Origin of the sequence: Planctomicrobium mucosum (assembly GCF_051466335.1) — a bacterium.
Classification (GTDB): Bacteria; Planctomycetota; Planctomycetia; order Planctomycetales; family Planctomycetaceae; genus Planctomicrobium.
The window spans coordinates 762,010-781,310 of sequence record NZ_CP195793.1; the positions used below are offsets into that span (position 1 = coordinate 762,010).

Annotated in this window: 19 protein-coding genes; 9 read left to right on the forward strand and 10 right to left on the reverse strand. The window is 51.9% G+C overall.

The genetic code is table 11. From position 1 onward, the window contains the following. Nucleotides 1–93: 93 nt before the first annotated feature. Nucleotides 94–1,815, forward strand: a complete 1,722-nt coding sequence (locus SH668x_RS03185) for an ArnT family glycosyltransferase (protein WP_437187248.1) — start codon at nucleotides 94–96, stop codon at nucleotides 1,813–1,815. A gap of 236 nt (nucleotides 1,816–2,051) precedes the next feature. Beyond that, a complete protein-coding gene (locus SH668x_RS03190) occupies nucleotides 2,052–2,576 on the forward strand; it encodes a DUF1643 domain-containing protein (protein ID WP_437187249.1) in 525 nt (174 codons plus the stop codon). Between the two features lie 78 nt (nucleotides 2,577–2,654). Here the strand turns inward: SH668x_RS03190 and SH668x_RS03195 are convergent, their stop codons facing one another. Then, a complete protein-coding gene (locus SH668x_RS03195; protein ID WP_437187250.1) occupies nucleotides 2,655–3,398 on the reverse strand; it encodes a Bax inhibitor-1/YccA family protein in 744 nt (247 codons plus the stop codon). Between the two features lie 369 nt (nucleotides 3,399–3,767). Between SH668x_RS03195 and SH668x_RS03200 the strand changes: the two genes are divergently transcribed. After that, nucleotides 3,768–4,703, forward strand: coding sequence for a hypothetical protein (locus SH668x_RS03200; protein ID WP_437187251.1), 936 nt, complete (start codon nucleotides 3,768–3,770; stop codon nucleotides 4,701–4,703). 169 nt (nucleotides 4,704–4,872) lie between these two features. Here SH668x_RS03200 and SH668x_RS03205 read toward each other — a convergent pair whose 3' ends face one another. The 4 genes from SH668x_RS03205 to bcp all read right to left on the reverse strand — a co-directional run bounded on the left by SH668x_RS03205 (nucleotide 4,873) and on the right by bcp (nucleotide 7,590). Then, on the reverse strand, nucleotides 4,873–5,415 hold the full coding sequence (locus tag SH668x_RS03205) for a macro domain-containing protein (protein ID WP_437187252.1): 543 nt from the start codon (nucleotides 5,413–5,415) through the stop codon (nucleotides 4,873–4,875). 106 nt (nucleotides 5,416–5,521) lie between these two features. Continuing rightward, nucleotides 5,522–6,070: a hypothetical protein gene (locus tag SH668x_RS03210; protein WP_437187253.1), complete on the reverse strand. Its 549-nt coding sequence runs from the start codon at nucleotides 6,068–6,070 to the stop codon at nucleotides 5,522–5,524. Nucleotides 6,071–6,167: 97 nt separating this feature from the next. Continuing rightward, nucleotides 6,168–6,944, reverse strand: a complete 777-nt coding sequence (locus tag SH668x_RS03215) for an SDR family NAD(P)-dependent oxidoreductase (RefSeq protein ID WP_437187254.1) — start codon at nucleotides 6,942–6,944, stop codon at nucleotides 6,168–6,170. Nucleotides 6,945–7,107: 163 nt separating this feature from the next. After that, nucleotides 7,108–7,590, reverse strand: a complete 483-nt coding sequence (bcp, locus tag SH668x_RS03220; RefSeq protein WP_437187255.1) for a thioredoxin-dependent thiol peroxidase — start codon at nucleotides 7,588–7,590, stop codon at nucleotides 7,108–7,110. A gap of 205 nt (nucleotides 7,591–7,795) precedes the next feature. On the opposite strand from bcp, the gene SH668x_RS03225 reads away from it, so the two are divergent. From SH668x_RS03225 to SH668x_RS03235, 3 genes are all read left to right on the forward strand, one after another. Continuing rightward, complete coding sequence (locus SH668x_RS03225) at nucleotides 7,796–8,671, forward strand: HAD family hydrolase (protein ID WP_437187256.1); 876 nt, start codon at nucleotides 7,796–7,798, stop codon at nucleotides 8,669–8,671. An 81-nt stretch (nucleotides 8,672–8,752) separates the two neighbouring features. Further along, nucleotides 8,753–9,820 carry a ThiF family adenylyltransferase gene (locus SH668x_RS03230; RefSeq protein WP_437187257.1) on the forward strand — a complete coding sequence of 356 codons (1,068 nt, stop codon included), beginning with the start codon at nucleotides 8,753–8,755 and terminating at the stop codon, nucleotides 9,818–9,820. A gap of 74 nt (nucleotides 9,821–9,894) precedes the next feature. Beyond that, nucleotides 9,895–11,235 (forward strand): hypothetical protein, encoded by a 1,341-nt coding sequence (locus SH668x_RS03235; RefSeq protein ID WP_437187258.1) that lies wholly within the window; start codon nucleotides 9,895–9,897, stop codon nucleotides 11,233–11,235. Between the two features lie 56 nt (nucleotides 11,236–11,291). On the opposite strand, the gene SH668x_RS03240 is transcribed toward SH668x_RS03235, so the two are convergent. The 3 genes from SH668x_RS03240 to SH668x_RS03250 form a co-directional block, all read right to left on the reverse strand. Then, a complete protein-coding gene (locus tag SH668x_RS03240; protein WP_437187259.1) occupies nucleotides 11,292–13,694 on the reverse strand; it encodes an FdhF/YdeP family oxidoreductase in 2,403 nt (800 codons plus the stop codon). Between the two features lie 64 nt (nucleotides 13,695–13,758). Then, complete coding sequence (gene fdhD, locus SH668x_RS03245; RefSeq protein WP_437187260.1) at nucleotides 13,759–14,613, reverse strand: formate dehydrogenase accessory sulfurtransferase FdhD; 855 nt, start codon at nucleotides 14,611–14,613, stop codon at nucleotides 13,759–13,761. 131 nt (nucleotides 14,614–14,744) lie between these two features. Next, nucleotides 14,745–15,176 (reverse strand): YciI family protein, encoded by a 432-nt coding sequence (locus SH668x_RS03250; RefSeq protein WP_437187261.1) that lies wholly within the window; start codon nucleotides 15,174–15,176, stop codon nucleotides 14,745–14,747. Between the two features lie 273 nt (nucleotides 15,177–15,449). Between SH668x_RS03250 and SH668x_RS03255 the strand changes: the two genes are divergently transcribed. Beyond that, entirely contained in the window at nucleotides 15,450–16,358 is a 909-nt protein-coding gene (locus SH668x_RS03255; RefSeq protein ID WP_437187262.1) for a 3-keto-disaccharide hydrolase, read from the forward strand. Nucleotides 16,359–16,989: 631 nt separating this feature from the next. Next, complete coding sequence (locus tag SH668x_RS03260) at nucleotides 16,990–17,157, forward strand: hypothetical protein (protein ID WP_437187263.1); 168 nt, start codon at nucleotides 16,990–16,992, stop codon at nucleotides 17,155–17,157. Between the two features lie 97 nt (nucleotides 17,158–17,254). On the opposite strand, the gene SH668x_RS03265 is transcribed toward SH668x_RS03260, so the two are convergent. Continuing rightward, entirely contained in the window at nucleotides 17,255–17,965 is a 711-nt protein-coding gene (locus tag SH668x_RS03265; protein ID WP_437187264.1) for an alpha/beta hydrolase-fold protein, read from the reverse strand. A 320-nt stretch (nucleotides 17,966–18,285) separates the two neighbouring features. Between SH668x_RS03265 and bfr the strand changes: the two genes are divergently transcribed. After that, nucleotides 18,286–18,786 carry a bacterioferritin gene (bfr, locus tag SH668x_RS03270; RefSeq protein ID WP_437188510.1) on the forward strand — a complete coding sequence of 167 codons (501 nt, stop codon included), beginning with the start codon at nucleotides 18,286–18,288 and terminating at the stop codon, nucleotides 18,784–18,786. A 181-nt stretch (nucleotides 18,787–18,967) separates the two neighbouring features. On the opposite strand, the gene SH668x_RS03275 is transcribed toward bfr, so the two are convergent. Next, nucleotides 18,968–19,222 carry a (2Fe-2S)-binding protein gene (locus SH668x_RS03275; protein WP_437187265.1) on the reverse strand — a complete coding sequence of 85 codons (255 nt, stop codon included), beginning with the start codon at nucleotides 19,220–19,222 and terminating at the stop codon, nucleotides 18,968–18,970. Between the last annotated feature and the right edge of the window lie 79 nt (nucleotides 19,223–19,301).

Below are 19,301 nucleotides of genomic sequence, written 5' to 3' on the forward strand. Positions count from 1 at the left end.
ACCATTCACCATTGAATTCCTCTCTCGAGGTTCCACGCGGGTGCACCACACCGCCGGACCTCTCATTGTATTCGAGAACGGATAGACGATCAGATGAAGCGTAAAGCGGTCCGCCCAGTGGTTCTCGGAGTCTGTTTGGGAATTGCTGCATTTCTTGCCGTCGTTTCATCAATTGACGTTGCCAACGAATGCAATTGGACGATGGAGGGGCCTGGACTGACCTATGATGAAAATCTTAATACAGCTGGCGGCGTTCTAATTGTCGAATCGGCGATCCAAAGTGGACTGGCCATTCTCGATCCACGAACGATGCAGGAAATATTCAATAGCCCCAACTATACGCCGGATTATCCGCCATTGGGCCGCCTGCCATTGGGGATCAGTAATGCTGTGCTGAGTCGCGTGGTTGGGCTCGGTGACCATGAGTTCTACCTGATTACCTATGCTCGGGTTGGAAGCGCAGCTTGCTTTGGATTGCTGGTGGCGCTGATTACCTGGTTCTCGGCCAAGTGCGGAGGGACGATCAGTGGTCTTGCTGCCGGTATCGCATGCGCGACTGCACCTCGTGTGTTCGGCCACGCTCATCTTGCGAACGTCGAAATCGCAATGAACTTGACCTACGTACTCTGTGTAATCGTGTGCCTCGAATGCCTGGCCCACAAAACAAAGCTGAAATGGTACGATGGTATCATTCCTGGATTAGTGGTCGGGCTTGCACTTTTGACGAAGATGCAGGGGATTTTCTTGCCGCCCGTCATTGCAGCGTGGCTGTTCTGGGGGTGGGGACGATCTGCAATTCTCCCTCTTATTGTGATCGCAATCACTTCCGCACTGGTTTTCGTGGGGGGATGGCCGTGGCTCTGGAGCGATCCAATCGGTAGGGGATTGGCCTACTTCGCTCAGACTTCAGATCGGGCTGTGCTGTATTGCGAATATTTCGGGACGAGATATGCGGACAAAAATGTTCCCTGGCACTACCCGTTTGTTATGTTCGTGGTGACGGCACCGATCGTCTGGCTGCTGTTAGGGGGATGGTATTTCACGCAGTCAGTCAGATCGCGTCGACGTCGCAGAAAACGAGTTGAGTCAGGAGACGTTGTTGCCGAGAAGTTTACTCGTCGGCACAAAATGCTGCTGCTGGGAAGCTTCCTGTTCCCGCTGATCGTGTTCGCTTTGCCTCGTGTCCCTGTATACGATGGCGAACGCCTGTTTCAGATGGTCTGGCCCATCTTCGCGATCATGGCTGGACTTGGGGCTGAAAAAGCGTTCGATCATGTCAGCCAGTCTACGCCCAAAGCGATGCTTCATGGGCTGTGTATTCTGTCGGTCATCCCTGCGATGTGGAATATTCAGTCGCTCTACCCGCTGTCGATTAACGCTTACGGCGTTCAGATCGGGCTTCTACGCGGCGCGAGCATGCTTGGGCTGGAACGGTGTTATTGGGGAGATTCACTGACAGCGAGTTTCTTGAAGCAAGCATTAAATCAAATCCCAGAGAACAGCACGGTCGCGATCGCACCTGTTCTTCATCCCTTGTATCCCAAGTTCATGAAGAATGATTCGTGGCTCAGAAATCGGCCGGATATCAATTTGGTGCCGTTTGAGGGGATTCAGTCTGGACGCTCTCAATACGTACTGGTCGTCCATCGCGATGCCGATCAGTGGAGAGATTTGGTGAATCGACCCGTCGGGACAAAGGTTCTGCAACGCATCGAACGCCAGGGAGTGGTCCTCGCTGAACTCCTCCTGCTCCCGGACGGTGCGAAGCCTCAGTTGAGCTTTTACGATCAGCAGAAACGGGATGCCGTCAAGTAACGGGAATCTCGTGTAGATGTCGAGTTGACTCAGAGAAGTTCGCGAATTCAGTCGCCGCTTTCGGATGCGTTCAGAATTTCCGCAACAGGTGAGTACTCTGAGATTCGTCTTGCGTTTGCAGACTGATATGCTCTGGACTCGGAAAGTCCGGAGAAGTTGGATTTCTTGCCATTCAATGAGGTCAAGACAGGCCTGCATTGAGTCATCTGAGTTTGAACGCAGCGATCGATTTAGAGATGTTTTATATTGCGACCCACGAGGAAGACGACGTGTACAGCGAGGCTGTCTATTCCCCGTGCCGTCAGTTTCGCTACAGCCTGGTGCGTCGTTTTGGGAAGCCGCTGGCGAAAAAGTCGGACCGAATTTCCTTCATTGGTCTGAATCCTTCCACTGCCACAGAGCGGGTGAATGACCCGACAGTGCGCCGCTGCATTGGATATGCACGTGACTGGGGCTATCGAGAGTTTGTGATGCTCAATGCGTTTGGGTATCGATCAACTGATCCGGCAGGGTTGAAAGCGATCGAAGATCCAGTTGGGGCTCCTAATCTCGACACGATCGTCGAATGGGTGAACAAGAGCGATGTCGTTGTGTGTTGCTGGGGTGTTCACGCTGTGTTGAACAATCACAATCAGCGACTGCTTGCTCTGCTGAGTCCCCTAAAAACGCGAGCGACCTGTTTTGGAAAAACTCAGGCGGGACACCCCAAGCATCCACTGTATCTGCGGAAAGATGCTCCGCTGGTTGATCTCTGGAAATAATCGGACAATGAAAGCAAAACGAGCCTGTCAGGATGTCTGGCAGGCTCGTTGGATTTTTGTGGTTACTACCTGCTCCAATTAATCGCGGCTTTGGATTTTTGCGAGCAAACGCAGGATTTCAACATAGAGCCAAACCAGGGTGACGAGCAAGCCGAAGGCGCCGTACCACTCCATGTACTTCGGTGCACCGCGTTCGACTCCAGTTTCGATGAAGTCAAAGTCCAGCACAAGATTCAACGCTGCAATGACCACAACAAATGCGCTGAAGCCAATGCTAAACAGGCCGTTGCCGCGAATGAACGGCATTGGAATATTGAAGAATGAGAGTCCAAACGAGACGAGATAGAGGATGGCGATTCCCCCGGTTGCTGCGGCGATACCGAGCTTGAAGTTTTCGGAAGGCTTAATCCAACCGGTTTGGTAAGCGAGCAGCAGGGAGAAGAGTGTGCCGAATGTTAGACAGACAGCCTGAAAGACAATCCCGGGATACGCAGCGTTGAACATTGCTGACAACCCACCCAGAAAGAGTCCTTCTGCCACTGCGTAAAGTGGTGAGGTGACTGCGGCCCAGGTCGGCTTGAAGACCGTGATGAGTGCAAAGACCAATCCCGCAATCGCACCGCCGATCATGAGAGGTTGGGCGAGTGCATTTTTCTCAAGGAGCAAGTTCCAGTTAAAGGCTGCGGCGCCAACGACCAGTGCCAGCAACCCCATGGTCTTGAACGCTGTCCCTTGCAGCGTCATTGTGCTCGATGCCTGGTAACCCATGCTATCGAATTCGGAGAACGTATTTTCGTTCAGGGCCGGGTTTGAAGTTCTCATGTTGATTCCTAGGAGATCGGTAGGCTGATTGCCCGATTTGGATCAATCTTTTTGTGTGATGGATTGAGTTGGGGGGAAACGTCTTTACTGAACTATCGTGACGGTCGCAGTGGGATCACCACGAGGTACGGAACATTACAGTGTAATTACACTCCAGCAGTATACGTCAAAAGTCTGTTGTTTCGATCAAAATGATTCATTGGATTCGTGTCGAATTCTGGAACGAGGATTGCTTGATTCGACTCATTCAACAGATTGTCGTTCAATCGCCATCTGAATTAGAAGACTCGATTTTGAATTGTAATTCAAGATGGAGTTGTCAAAACTGCAAACAGGAAAAAGGGATGCGTGAAATGAGACTAGTGTCAAATGCTCGAGCGGCGACTGGCGGGTGATCGATTGAGCGATCCGTTGAACGTGCTGGCATCGCAAAGTTCTCAAAACCGAATCCAATCGGGTTCCGGGGAGAGTCCTGTGGGGGACTCTGGAATATTGAGCAAAGCCACGATTTCCAAAGAAGATACGAACATTGTGCAGCCCTCTCATCGTGTCATATTGATCGGGGCCAGCAACATCACCATCAATTTTCCGCTGATCGTCCAAACGATTTGCCGTTCCATCCCGGCACCGGTCGAGATCTTTGCCGCCCACGGGCATGGCCGGTCGTTCTGCAAGTGGAATTATGTGATCAACCGTGGGCTTCCTTCAATCTTGAACTGCCAGCTCTGGAGCGACGTTGCAGAGCGACCGCCTGTGGAGCATCGCTGGGGACTCGTGACTGATGTCGGGAACGATCTGATTTATGGGACTGATGTTCCGACCGTGTTGAATCGAGTCACGACAGCTTTTGTTCGACTTCAGTTTCTGGGGTATCCGATCACCTATGTGCGTCCACCCGTCGAAAGGGTCCTGAAGCTCAGTGAACGGCAATACCGCGTGACCAAGAAAATTCTTTTCCCCGGTCAAACCGTTCCCTGGGAATTGATGCAACAACGACTTCTGGAAGTCGATGCCAAAATGCTCGCGATCGCTGAGCAGTTCCAAGCAAAAGTGGTGACGCCTCGACGGGAATGGTATGGAATCGACCCGATCCACATCCGGCATCGGCAGCGATTGAAGGCGTGGAAAGAGATCCTGAGCGCGTGGGCGTTTGATGAGGAAGTCGATCTCGATTACGTCAGCTACAGCTTCGCGATGAAAACTTGGTTGAGTCCTCCGGCGGAGCGAACTTACGGAAAGCGTCGTTATTTGAATTCTCAGCCGAGTTGGAAGATGCCTGATGGAAACTCGCTCTGGCAGTATTAGTTCCTGTCTCAAGGAGGCGACGAATAGTGGAAAAAGGTTCAATCGCTGCGCTTATCGCCGCCGGACCGTCACCCTCTCGTGAGGGACACTTAAGGCCAGAATTTGCCGTTCTGAGAGTGTTGAGTGCGTTGTCATTGATGAGCGTCGCCACACTTTGAAGAGTCAGGAGTTACGCAGGCATCATTTCTTCCAGAACGCGACTGAACGCGCCGTACTGGCCCGCTTGAAAGAGGACGACGAGAACGTGAAGCGGCTCTTCGGAGTCACGCAGGAATCGCATAATCGTTGAGAGCGCGACGTGCGCTGCTCGATCGATTGGGTAGCTGTAGACTCCTGTGCTGATTGCTGGGAAAGCGATTGTTTGGCAATGGTTGTTGATTGCCAGTTCGAGGCAAGACTGGTAAGCGGACTTCAGCAGATCCGCCTCTCCTTCTCGGCCTCCTTTCCACACGGGGCCGACGGCGTGGAACAGAAACTTCACTGGCATCAGAAATCCTCCTGTTGCCACTGCGCTGCCGACGGGACATCCATCTGGATAAAGCTTGTTGAGTTCTTCCTGCAGAGCGGAGCCGGCGGTTCTGTGAATTGCTCCATCGACGCCGCCACCAGCGATGAGCTGAGTGTTCGCTGCGTTGACGATCGCGTCGACTTTCATCTGGACAATATCGCCGGTGAGAAGTTCCAGAATGGATTGGTCAATTCTCCGAAACATCAGAGACCTCGACGATCGTTGTTTAAAGAAAAACCGTTGAACCACGATGGACGCGTCGTTCAACGGTTCGAAAGCAAATTCGACAGGGTGAGATCATTCCTAGTCGTTAGTGGCCACCATCGTGGTCGTGGTCATGATCATGGCCGAGCGTGGCTTTGTTCTCTTTGCCACCGATGACAAAAATGACATCCCCTTTGAGGTCGTGAACGTCGATGATTTCTGCAGGGAGAACATCGCCAGATGCTGCGAATCGACTTGTTTTTCCTTCCGTCTCGCCCTCGAGTGGAACCGCGACGAGTTCAATTTCTTTGGTTTCACCGCCGATGTTTGCGATGAACTTAGCTATGGCTTCAGCAACAGGAGACGCGGTCTTCGCATCGGCACCGAGGATGTAGAGTGTCAGGATACGCCCGTCCGCGATGACAACTTCACCGTGGACGTCGCCCAGTTCGACGATGTCTCCACCGTTTGGACCATGCGCATAGTGGTGGTCATGTGGGTCGGTGTTGGTGACGTCATCCTTGTCGCCGAGTTTTCGGTACTCACCGGAGTTCTGATCCGCTGGGCAGCCCATCATCAACGGGAGGGCGCAGACTCCCACGAGAATGGCTTTGCGTCCCTGCTGGAATGTCGATTGAAGAGAGCGAAGTGTCATATCATCCATCCTGTCACGAAAAGTGAAGATCCCTTGAGAGTGAATTTCATCGTTCTGGAAGAACCAATCGGTTCCGCCGCAATCCGCAAACGACCGATTACTGCTTACCTTCGTCGCGATTTGACCACCACGGAAGTGAAATCCCGCCATCCATTAATAGTGTACTGCCTGTCATGTAGTCGCAGGCATCGCTCATTACAAAATTAACGAGCTTTCCAATTTCGTCAGGCTGTCCCATTCGTCCCCAGGGAATTCCCTTGGAGGCTTCCTGGAGTTGTTCATCAGTGAAGAACTTCCGTTCTCCAGGTGTGTCAATCCAACCCGGGTGAATCACATTGACGCGAATTTTGTAACGGGCGAGTTCGATGGCTGCCGTCTTCGCCATATGATCGATCGCTGCTTTCGCCATGTTGTAAGCCATCGCCGTTGGGAACGGGATGACAGCGTGAGGCGAACTGACGACGGCGATTGATCCGCCGTGCCCCTGTTTGACGAGTTGCTGCGAGACGGCACGAACAGCGTAGAAGCCCCCCCACATGCTGACATCAATCGTGCGATGGAACCCTTCCATGTTGGCGTGAATCATTCGTTCGCGGTCGCTGTAGGCTGCGTTCGAGACGAGCCCATCGATCGCTCCCCATTCATCGACAACTTTTTGAACCATTCCTTCGACAGCAGCTTGATCGGAAACGTCGGCCTGAACCAATATCGCTCGTTGGCCGAGGGCGCGAACCTCGTTTGCAACCTCCTCTGCCTCATCGGGGTGAGAGCGGAAATTAATGGCGACATCAGCTCCACCACGAGCGAGTTGAACTGCGCATCCTCGACCGATCCCTCGCGAGGCTCCGGTCACCAGAATTCTCTTATTCGCCATGAGATTGCACGCTTCTTTGTACTTGCAAAATTTTGAAACAAACTCTTTACAGATAAGATACAGACTCCCACTGATGTCTCCAATCGATGGTAGTCGTGAATCACCCCGTTCGGCCGAACTTCAATGTCCAGGCTGACGATCGGGTAACGCTGATGATCTGGCTTTATCCATTGTTCAGCTCAGCAATTGCGTCGCGCACCGCCTGAACGTGACCTTTCACCTTCACCTTTTGCCAGACCGCCTTGATCTTCCCGTCCTTGCCGATCAGGAATGTTGTGCGGTTCAACCCCATGTAGGTCTTTCCGTAGTTCTTTTTCTCTCCCCAGACGCCGTACTTTTCCGAGACGAGATGTTCCGTATCTGCGAGGAGAGGAAAAGGGAGTTCAAACTTGGCAGCAAATTTCTCGTGCGATGCAACGCTGTCTGTGCTGACTCCTAGTACCACGGTTTCGTCGCTTTCAAGGGCAGCGATGTTGTCCCGGAAATCGCAAGCTTCCTGAGTACAGCCCGGGGTGTTGTCTCTTGGATAGAAGTAGAGAACGACGTTCTTCTTGCCGGCGTAGTCGCTCAGCTTCAATTTTTCGCCGGTTGATGCAGGGAGGGTGAAAGCGGGTGCTTTCTTGCCAACGGCGGGAATTTCGGTCATGTCTGCCTCGTATTGACTGTTGTTTCGCGGGTGCTGATTCTCTGGCTCCAAAACCTGAGACGACGCTGTTGAACTCTTTGGGTCAGAGTCATTTTGGAGGAGATTTTCGGGCTTGGAAGTCTGATTCAGTTGGAATACGCTACGAATATTGTTGCTATCACCCCGATCGGGGTCTGTATTGTAATCTCCATTGAAGGATTTACCGGTGTCGCAACTCGGTCTCGACAATTTTTCGAAGAAGCACGATTTCCTGATCGGCATCGACTCTGACGGCTGTGCTTTTGACTCCATGGAGATCAAGCACAAAGAATGCTTCATTCCAAACTTCATCAACTATTTTGGTCTGCAGCCCATTTCCAAATACGCTCGTGAAGCTGCTGAATTCACGAATCTGTACTCAAAAACACGCGGCGCCAATCGATTTCCTGCTTATCTGCTGGCTTTGGATCTCCTCGAAAAGCGATCTGAGGTGATTGCCCGTGGAGTGAAGTTGCCGAAGTTGCAGGGGTTACGAGACTGGGTCAAACGTGAAACCAAGCTCGGAACAAAGACGCTTGGACCTGAAGCAGAGAAGACTGGGGACGCAGACCTGAAGCAGGCATACGCCTGGTCCAAGGCTGTTGATGACACCGTCGCCGAAATCGTCCACAACGTTCCACCTTTCCCGGGTGTTCGTGAAGGACTCGAGAAAATGCGAGCCAAGGCAGACCTCATCGTCTGCTCGGCGACTCCCAATGCTGCCCTCCAAAAAGAGTGGGATGAACACAGCATCGACCAATATGTTCAGGCGATTGCAGGTCAGGAAACTGGCAGCAAAAAAGAGTCGCTCAATCGCTGCAAGAGCTTCGGTTACGAGCCGCACAAGATCCTGATGATCGGAGACGCTCCGGGGGATCAGGCAGCGGCAGAAGCTGTCGGGGCGTTGTTCTACCCCATCAATCCGGGGCATGAAGAGAAGAGCTGGGAACGTTTCAACAACGAAGCCTGCGACAAATTCTTCAATGGAACTTTCGCTGGCGAATATCAGCAGAAGTTGATTGCTGAATTCGAAAAATACCTGCCAGAAAACCCAAGCTGGTAATATTGATTGTTCGTTTCAAGCGAGTGAGGGGCAGTCGTTCCTCACTCGCTTTCTGGTTTTATGGCCGAATGGTCGCCCTCAATGTCTTCAGATTCAGACTCGCAACACAACGATTCGCTTCCGGAACGCTACCGCAAGCAAACGCTTTTTCGCGGTATCGGCGAGCAGGGCCAACAGCGGCTTCGTGAGAGTCGGGTGACGCTGGTCGGATGCGGTGCGCTCGGATCGACGATCGCTGAGTCGCTCGTTCGTGCAGGAGTCGGCTTTCTGCGAATTGCTGACCGTGATTTTGTAGAACTGTCCAACTTGCAGCGGCAGGTTCTTTTCGACGAGCAGGATGTCAAAGACCGCCTCCCGAAAGTGATTGCTGCTCAGAAAAAGCTGATGCGGATCAACAGCGATTGTGTCGTTGAACCACATGTCGCTGACGTGACTCACGCGAATGTGCTGGATTTGATTGCTGACGCTGATCTGATTCTCGATGGAACGGACAATTTTGAAACCCGGTTCCTTCTGAACGATGCTGCCGCTGAAAGAAACATTCCCTGGGTGCATGCGGGATGCGTGGGAAGTCACGGGCAGGTAATGAGTATTATTCCCGGGCAGACTCCTTGTCTGCGATGTTTGATGCCGGAGATCCCTGGGCCGGGGAGGAGCGAAACGTGTGACACAGCGGGTGTCATTGGACCCGCCATTCAAATTATGGCATCGTTGCAGGTCGTCGATGCGCTGAAGATTCTCACTGGTCAGCGTGAGTCGATTCGGCCTGTCATGACAATTGTTGATGTCTGGGAGTCAGCTTGGCGACAGATCAACCTTCAGGGATTGTTGGCTCAACAGAACTGTCCTTGCTGTCATCATGGTGAAAGACTGTGGCTCGAAGGGGCTGCAGGTTCACAGTCGACGATCCTCTGTGGACGCAATTCTGTTCAGATTTCTTCCGTCGTGCGTGAAAAACTGTTGCTTCCACAACTTGCTGCCAAGCTGGAACGCTCTGGGACGGTCAAGCAGAATCCGTTCCTGCTCGTCTTTCATCCTTCGGATTCCCCCTATGAGATCACCATCTTCGGTGACGGGCGTGCCATCATCAGCGGGACTGAGGATCTGCACGTTGCAAAAGGGCTATACTCAAGGTTTATCGGCCAGTAGAGTTCACCTGACGTGTTGTTGTTGTCGCCGGAGGAGTGGAGGCGCGCACGACGAGGAAAGAGGATTGAAAAACGATGGCGAAATCTGGCGAACAACAGAAACCAGAAGAGGAATTCTTTCCAACAACTGCTGCTCAGATACAAAGATGGCTCCCTTGGGTGCGACTCCTTCGGGGGTTTCGTATTGCGATCGATTTTCGCCGAATGGTAATTGCGCTTTTGGCGGTGTTTGCGTGGGGAGCGGTTGATTCCGCACTTCGTTTCGCCGACACGACTCGTCAGTCCATCAGTCCCGGCGTGCATTCTCCATCCTTATATTGGGCATATGTTCCCCCGCTCAGCTCTTTAAATCGTGACGAAGCTGACATGCGGGCGTTGGAAAATCTCACCGCTGTACAGCCTCCGAACCCGCTATCAGCACCCTACATGCTCTGGCCGATGACCCGGATTGTGATGGAGCCACGAGTTTCTGAGCCGCTGTACGAAGAGCCGGTACCCTGGCAGCAACGGTGCGTGTTCATCCTCGCGGGATTTGTGATCAGTGCGTTATTTGGGGGAGCAATCTGCAGGATGGCTGCCGTCGATTTCTCCGGTCACGGTGAAATTTCAATTCGGGAAGCATTGGGCTTTTCGCTGTCCCGAATCCCAGCCTATGTGGGAGCGCCATTGATCGCTGGATGTGGACTGGGAGGCCTCTGGCTCGCAAATTCGGTACTTGGATTCGTCGCGAGTGCCCCAGTTCTGGGAGAGTGGTTAGTTGCCCTATTCTGGTTCGTTGCGCTGTTTATTGGTCTGGGAATTACTCTGATTTTTATTGGAATCGTTCTTGGATGGCCGCTGATGATCGCTGGAATCAGTGCGGATGGCGGCGACGCGTTCGATGGTCTGGGGCGTTCCTATAGCTACTTGATGAATCGACCGCTCTACGCCTTTTTTCTTGTCGCATTCCTCGTTGTTTACGGATCAATTCTGCTGTTTGTTGTGGAAGGCATTTCGGATCTGACGATGGACTTCACGCAACGATCCGTCAGTACGGGCCATATTGATCTCAATTCAGACCTCCCCGCACAGAGTTCATTCCTGGATCGACTCACCGGAGGAATGTCCAAGGGGATGGATCAGGGGCGGGTTACCAATTTGATCTACACATTCTGGAGTCAGGTCTTTCACAAGATTCCAGCGGCGTTTGTGTTCTCCTACTTCTGGACGATGGTGACAATCAGCTACTTCCTGCTCCGTAAGCGAGAAGACGGAACACCGATGGACGAAGTCTGGATGCCGAAGCCTGCTGGGCCGCGAACATTACCTGTCGTGGGAATTCCAGCAGCGGAGTTGAGAGAGAAGAACGAGGCAGAGAATTCGAAATCGGTTCAGAACCCGGCATCCGAGGAGTCGACCCCGCCTCAAGGGGAGTGAACGTGAAGATGATTTGGTTGAAGCGAAGTGTTGCTTCGCTTCAACTGTTCATTGAATCAGTGCGCCGCCGCTTTGACGGTGATTGGCGTGTTCTTGAATGAGGGGCAATTGCTCAGGTTGTCCGTGCTTCCAATCGGAATCAGCACATTTGCCTCCGGGTAATACATCGCAGCACAACCGCGAGGAATGGAGTATTCCACGACAACAAAGCTGCGAGCGGTGCGGATTTCATCTGCGAAATAACTGGTGATGTCCACTTTTTGATGCGGCTTCAATCCACGTTCTGCGATGTCCTGTTTGTTCATCATGACAACGCGTCGCTCATAATGAAGCCCACGATATCGATCGTGAAGACCGTAAATCGTGGTGTTGAATTGATCGTGGCTTCGAACTGTGGTCATCGCCAACTGACCTTGGGGGAGTTCAAGGCGAGGGATCGGGTTGACGGTAAATGTCGCTTTGCCTGTCGGCGTGTTGTATTGATGTTCGCGAGTCGGATTGGGCAGGTAGAACCCACCCGGCTTTCGGAGATCGACATTGAAGTTCTCGAATCCCGGGAGAGTCCGCGCGACTCCATCTCGAATCAAGTCGTAGTCGTCTGCCCAGGCGAGCCAGTCGACTTTTGATTTGTTCCCCAACGCTGCGTGGGCGATCCGACAGAGAATCTCAACTTCACCTTTGAGTTGTGGGGAAGCAGGCGCGAATCGGCCACGTGACGACTGCACAATTCCCATACTGCTCTCCGTACTGGTGATCTGCACACGAGGGTCAGGCCCGATGATTCCGGGGCGTTCATCACGTTCTGTTCGTCCCAGGCAAGGGAGAATTAACCCCTGACGACCGATAACAAGGTCCGCTCGGTTGAGTTTGGTTCCGATGCGGACGGAAGTTCCAACTCGAGTCAGTGCTTCTGCGCTAAATCGGGTATCCGAAATTGCCATCAGGAAGTTTCCTCCCAGCGAGAGAAAGAATTTCACTTTCCCTTCATGCATTTTGAGGACTGCTTCCTGAGAATCGACCCCAAATTGACGCGGTGGGGAAAACTGGAACGCGTTCTCCAATCGATTGAGAAAAGCTTCTGTGGGACGTTCCCAGATTCCCATTGTTCTGTCCCCTTGCACGTTCGAATGACCTCGAACACAACAAGGGCCTGCACCTTTTTTACCAATCGTTCCACGCGCCATGAGGAGATTCATCATCTCCTGTACTGTTTGTGTCCCGTTGACATGTTGCGTCACCCCGAGACACCAGCAAAGAATGATTCGCTCATGAGTGCGAATCAATTCCGCTGCTTCTTCAATCTGCTCTCTGGGAATCCCCGAATTTTGAACAATGTCGTCCCAGTTCGCCTGCTCAGCATCCCGGATCACTTCCTCGAACCCCGTGGTATGGGTGTCGATGTAGCTCCAGTCAATCGCGGAACCCTTGTTCGCTTTGTCCGCTTCGACAAGATATTTCATGAATCCTTTGAAAAGGGCGAGATCGCCGTTGATTCGAACCTGCAGGAACAGGTCGGTCAGCTTGGTCGCAACCCCAAGCATTCCCAATGGTTCCTGAGGATTCATGAATGAGATCAGTCCCGCTTCTGGAAGTGGGTTGATAGTAATGATCTTTGCACCCGCCCGCTTTGACTGCTGAAGTGCAGACAATTGCCGCGGATGGTTGGTTCCAGGGTTCTGCCCGACCACCAGTACAAGCTCTGCATGTTTGAAGTCTTCGAGTTTGACGGTCCCTTTCCCGAAACCGAACGCTTTCGTCATTGCCGCCCCGCTCGATTCATGACACATGTTCGAGCAGTCAGGAAGATTGTTCGTTCCAAGTTCGCGAGCAAATAACTGCAGGGAAAATGCTGCCTCATTGACAGCCTTTCCGGATGTGTAGAAGACCGCATCATCTGGATGATCCAGATTCCGGAGTTCATCTCCAATCAGTTGAAAAGCGTCGCTCCATGAGATCGGTTGGTAATGCGTCGCGCCTTCCCGAAGGATGACGGGCTCAGTCAGTCGTCCTTGCTGTTCCAGCCAATAGTCCGACTGCCGTGACAGTTCTTCGACCGAGTATTTGGCGAAGAACTCGGAAGTAATTCGACGCAGGTCCGACTCATGGGCCGTTGCTTTGGCGCCATTTTCACAGAAATCGAACATCGACCGATGGTTATCCCCGTCGGGCCATGCACAGCCACCGCAATCAAAACCGTCTTTCTGATTGATCTGAAGCATCGGAAGCGTCCCGCGGAATAGTCCGGCTTCACCAATGCCATATGCAAAGCTGCTCATCACAGCGGGGAAGCCTGCTGCTTTGTGTTCCGGTTCCCGTTGCTTCAGCGGATGAGGATGGTCTGGCAATTCAATGTGGATACGCCCGTGCGAGGTGACAACAGGTGCTTCTACTCTCGCTGTGCTGAGACGAGGCTCGCGATGACCCTGGATTTCAGCTGTGTGGTTGTTGTGTGCAGCCATTTGGGGTAAGCAACCTGAAATGAGGGGAGAGTTGGACGGACGAATTGCCAATTGGGAATTCGAGTTACAGTTTGATGCGGTGTTCACCGCAGTACAGATTGAATCGATCGTCCCGCACGAATCCAATTAATGTCATACCACGATTTTTCGCGAGTTCGACAGCCAGGCTCGATGGAGCACCGACAGAGATCAACATCGGAATCGATGCTGCTGCTGCTTTTTGCACCAATTCAAAACTGACTCGCCCGCTGATGAGAAGAATTGAGTCTTTCATCGGAACCTTCTGCATGAGGAAGGCATTTCCGATCAGCTTGTCGAGGGCATTGTGGCGGCCAACATCCTCACGAACTGATTGCAAATCTCCGAGTGTGTTAAAGACTGCAGAAGCATGCAGCCCACCGGTTTTATCGAAGATCGCCTGTGACTTTCGGAGCTTGTTCGGAAGTTCACGTACCAAGTCGGAAGAGACAGGGGAAAATTCTTCGTACTCTGAGGGTGGAAGGCAGACGTTGACTGCGTTCAGCGATGATTTTCCACAGATGCCGCAACTGGAACTCATGAAGAAGTTTCGTTTCAGCTTCTTCGTGTCGACCTGCACAGTCTCTCGAAGGTGAACGCGAACAAGGTTTCCCTGGCGGCAGGGTTGGACAGCAAGTATGTCCCGATAGGTCTGCACAATTCCCTCGGTGAAGAGGAAACCCGCAGCAAGTTCGCGATCCGCTCCCGGCGTTCGCATCGTGACAGAGACAGATTTCTGTCGACGCACTCCCTCTTTAACGAAAGAAATTCGGATCTCCAGTGGTTCTTCAACCGCGAGAAGATCCGGTTCGGTAGACAGCTGACCGCCAGTCACACGCTGAATGACCACATCAGCGAGTGAGCGACGATCGGCTAGCAGTATTTCCGAAGGTGAGTTCATCCCGATGTCCTGCAGGCATGGCGACCGAAACGAGACATCGGATTGATCGAAGCCTCAGTAGGGGATGATATCAGCCGTGATTGCCTGAAATCGAGCAACTCATCGCATTTCTTTGAAGTCGAAGTCGGTCTTCAATTCGATTGGTTCTCTTCAATCTTCTTCTTCAACATCTCTTCCTGCGCTCGTAGTTCTGGCGTCATCATTTCCCCGAAGTCCTCCATCTCAAAGATGGGGCGAATATCGATCTCGGAATCGACCGACATCGGATTCGGGCACTTCTTGACCCATTCGACAGCTTCTTCAATCGATTTCACCTGCCAGATCCAGTACCCGGCGATCAGTTCTTTTGTTTCTGCAAATGGACCATCGGTGACGACTCGGTCTTTTCCAGAAAAAAGAATCCGTTTGGCTTTTGATGTTGGATGTAAGCCTTCGCCTGCCAGCATGATCCCTGCATTGACGAGTTCCTCGTTGTAATTGCCCATCGCTGTCAGCAGTTCTTCGCTGGGCATGCATCCTGCTTCCGACTCCGCAGTGGCTTTGACGATAACCATGACTTTCATTGAACGACCTCAGGTTTAAGGGAATCTGGTGTGTTGGATTGAGTTCGGAATGTCGCTGTACTCGCTGAGTAGTCGCAAAGTGCCTGGTGAGATCGACAGGAAAATTTGAATTTTCTTCTGCAGTTCCAGCGTGTGAAGCGATCTGCACACAGGGGGTGGGTCAGGAATGATGAAGCCTGTCATGAGGTCTGAAGGTGTTCATCGAAATGCCGCTGCAATAAGATATCAAACTAGACTATTTCCTTGTTCGATACAAAATGAAGGCTCTTAAAAATGCTACGTCGCACAGCGTTTCTTGTATTGCCATGCCTGATGCTCAACGCAACGGTATTTGCTGCGGACCCTAACGCCAAAGCCTATGCAACAGTGGAAGCAGCACAGGAAGATCCTGATTTCCTGCTTCAAGGTGAATATGTAGGCGATGGAAAAGGTGCTCAGGTCATCGCTCTCGGGAAAGGACAGTTCCGGGTTGTCGAATTCGCAGGTGGTCTCCCCGGTGCTGGGTGGGATGAATCTGAAAAGAAATCAGCAGAAGGAACCTGGGAAGATGTCTCAAAAAATCTCAGTGGATTGAAAAAGACGGAACGTCAAAGCCCAACGCTGGGACAGAAAGCCCCTGAAGGGGCTGTGGTCTTATTCGATGGAACTGAAGAATCCCTGAAAAAACACTGGCACGAAGGGGCGCGTATCACCGAAGACGGTCTCCTCATGCAGGGAGTCAACAGCAAGGACGTCTTCAATGACTTTACGCTGCACCTTGAGTTCCGCCTTCCATATATGCCCGAGTCACGAGGACAGGCTCGAGGCAACAGCGGACTCTATCTTCAGGGACGCTATGAAGTGCAGATGCTCGATTCATTTGGACTCAAAGGTGAAGACAATGAATGCGGTGGAATCTATCAGGCAGCAGCGCCTCGATTGAACATGTGCCTGCCTCCTTTGGCGTGGCAAACATACGATGTTGAATTCACAGCGGCAAAATTTGACGATGCTGGAAAGAAAATTTCTAATGCTCGCGCGACCGTGAAGCACAATGGAATTCTCATTCATGACAATCAAGAGATCCGCCAGGGAACACCAGGTGGACCACTTGGAAACGAGTCGAAAGAACATGGTCCAGTGTTCCTTCAAGACCATGGTGATCAGGTTCGTTATCGCAACATCTGGGCGGTGAGTAAGTAGTTCAATTGTCGAGTCGAGAGTGATCGTGAGTAACGATTGAAGTGAGTTCTTTCTTGCTCGTTGGTTACTTGGGATGATGAAGTGAAACCCGTTTTACCGCAGGATTTCCGCGGTGAAACGGGTTTTTGACTTGAATGGTATTCGCCGTTCCGGTTGAAGTCGGCACGATGTTGTTGCAACGTTTGGTTGATGACGTTCTTTGTTGAACAGTGCTTTGGCATCGACTCGTTGACTGAACTGAAGGCGACTTCATCGGGACGTTGATACGAGTCTGTTGCATCGTTTGTTTTGAAGTTGAAGTGAGCCTTCGATGCACTCATCGCGAATCAAAATGTGATCGATGACTGTCTCGAATCTGACAAGAAAATTAGTCCATGTCGTCGAATCGATAGAAATTTGGGTTGCATCTACTGACCTTTTTCGTACTATTTGCCGCAAGTCATTGCTGGTGCAACAACTCAACCCTTCGAATCAAATTGAATCTCGATCAGTTGAAAAAATGAGACCAGCGACGGTCCACCATGGTTGGTGGATTGGAATGGAATCGAAGTATGGAAGTCTCTGTCAGAATTGCCCGGTAGCATCGGACAGAACTCCATGGACAAGTGACTCTTGGTAAGGAGAGTTTCCCGTGGCGAAGAAAAAAGCAGCAACAGCAGCAGCTCCAAAGAAAAAAGCAGCAGCTCCTAAGAAGAAGGCAGCAGCAGCTCCAGCCGCTCCAAAGAAGAAGAAGGCAGCCGCTCCTAAGAAGAAGGCAGCCGCCGCTCCTAAGAAGAAGGCAACAAAGAAGAAGGCTTAATGCTTCTTCCCTTCTGCTCTAATGTTTCTAGCGGGCGAGTCGGATTTTCTCCGGCTCGCCCGTTTCTCTTTTGTAGAGCACAATTTCTGGTGCGTCATCATTTTGACAGGTGAGTCGAAATGAAGGCAATCACCCGCTCTGCCATCAAGTTGAAGTAGGGCCAACCGTGGCCTCCTTGAGATGTCGTGAGATCGCTTTCAAAGCGGATCCCCGATGATGACAACTTGCTGGCAAGACGTTCGCTACCGTGGTGCCAGCACGCATCGAGTGGATCGCTGACAAACAGCTGATGCTTCGGCCAATTCAATGGATGCAGATGCAATACAGCCGTTTCCTGTCGGGCAGCTTCAGCGTTCTCGAAGATCTCTTCGATTCCGAACCCAGCTCCGTAAATCGAATCGAAGTCGATCGCGGGAGAGATTGCCGCAACGACTGGAAAGCGGAGTGCGTTCCGGTAGGCGATGTTTAAGACACCTTGCCCACCCATGCTCACGCCGAGTAATCCAATCCCGGGTAGGCTGACATTCCATTGCTCTGAGATCCAGTTGACGAGATCGGTCGTTACGTAGGTGGCGGGAGCCTGTTCTTGATCGAATGCAGGTGAGATCTTGTCTAGCCACCAGCATGGTCCACCATGAGGAGCAACAACCGCCAGCTGATGTCGTTCGAATTGTTCCGTAAACGTTTCATTCATGGTCAGTGTCTCTCCTGAGTATCCATGGAGATAGATACAGGCTTTCTCTGTGCTACCCGAGCTTGGAATGTAAACATCTGCCTGACGCCCGGAGATGAGCTGAGTTGTCCACATTGATGTTCACCAGAATTTGAGGATGTCGTACAGAAAGGGAGCGAACTGACACTGAGTGTCAGTTGCACAGGCTCGGTAGGGGTTGATAACAAAAAGTAGAGTCCGCCAATCACATTAGGGGGATTCAAGACTCATTGTCACAGCCAGATCGTGAGATTGAGAATTGATCTTCGATTCGGAAAGGGAATCCGGACGACTGAATGTCAACTGGTTTGATTTTCGTTCAGCATTGGTGTGTCGTATGGATGAATTAGGGAATGCATTCTAGAATCGAGCAGAGCACAACAGCAAAATACGACATATTCAGCCTGGAGAAAGTGATGAAGGGGAGCCAACTCGTTATTGACGCACTGAATGCTGGACTCACAATAGAACTGACAGCGATCAATCAGTACTTCGTTCAAGCGAAAATGTGTCAAAACTGGGGCCTGAATCGTCTGGCGAAGCATCACTATGCTGAGTCAATCGACGAAATGAAACACGCGGAGATGCTGGTCGACCGAATTCTGTTTCTCGACGGGATTCCAGAAATCGCTCGCTACGACGTGATCCGTGTTGGCGAGACAGTCCAGGAGCAGCTTGAAAACGCACTGGCACTCGAGACCAATGCGAGCAAGGTCTACAACGAAGGTGCTGACATTGCTCGACAAGAGAAAGATGCAGCCAGCCGCGAAATCATGGAACAGATCATCCGAGAATCTGAAGACAGCATTGACTGGCTAGAAGCACAACTCGATCTGATCAACAAGATCGGAATCCAGAATTACATGCTTTCTCAGATTGGAACAGATGCAGATGCACCGAGTGGTCACGGTCACTAGACCGCCTTGTAGGTGAGATTGGCTTTTGAAGGCGGCAGACGATCGGCTCGGTCGCTCTTCTGTCAGCCCCGTCGTCGAGGCGTGGCCTTTGTTGCAAAGACTGGTCACTTTTCAGTAGAGCCATAGAAAAAGGGGAGGACGATCTGATTCGTCCTCCCCTTTTTTGATTCCCGGCAGGTGATTACTCGATGTCGGTCGTTGTCGAGACAGACTCGAATGGTGTTCGATGTGGCATTGCGCCCAGTTGTCGGCGTTCGTCAATGAAAGCCTGAATTCTCCGACGGCAACCCATGCACCCCCCACCAGCACCGCAAGCTTCACGAACTTCGCGGACGTGGGTGGCTCCGAGCAGGGTCACACAGTTTTCAACAGTCGATTCCGTGACGCGGAAGCAGCGACACAGAATTGGGTCAGCTTTGAGAAGCGGCGTGGACATAGTGCGGGGAAAATGTCGGAGGGTGTTCAGGTAGACACATGCACTTGAGACTCAATCTCACTTAGTACAAGCGTAATCG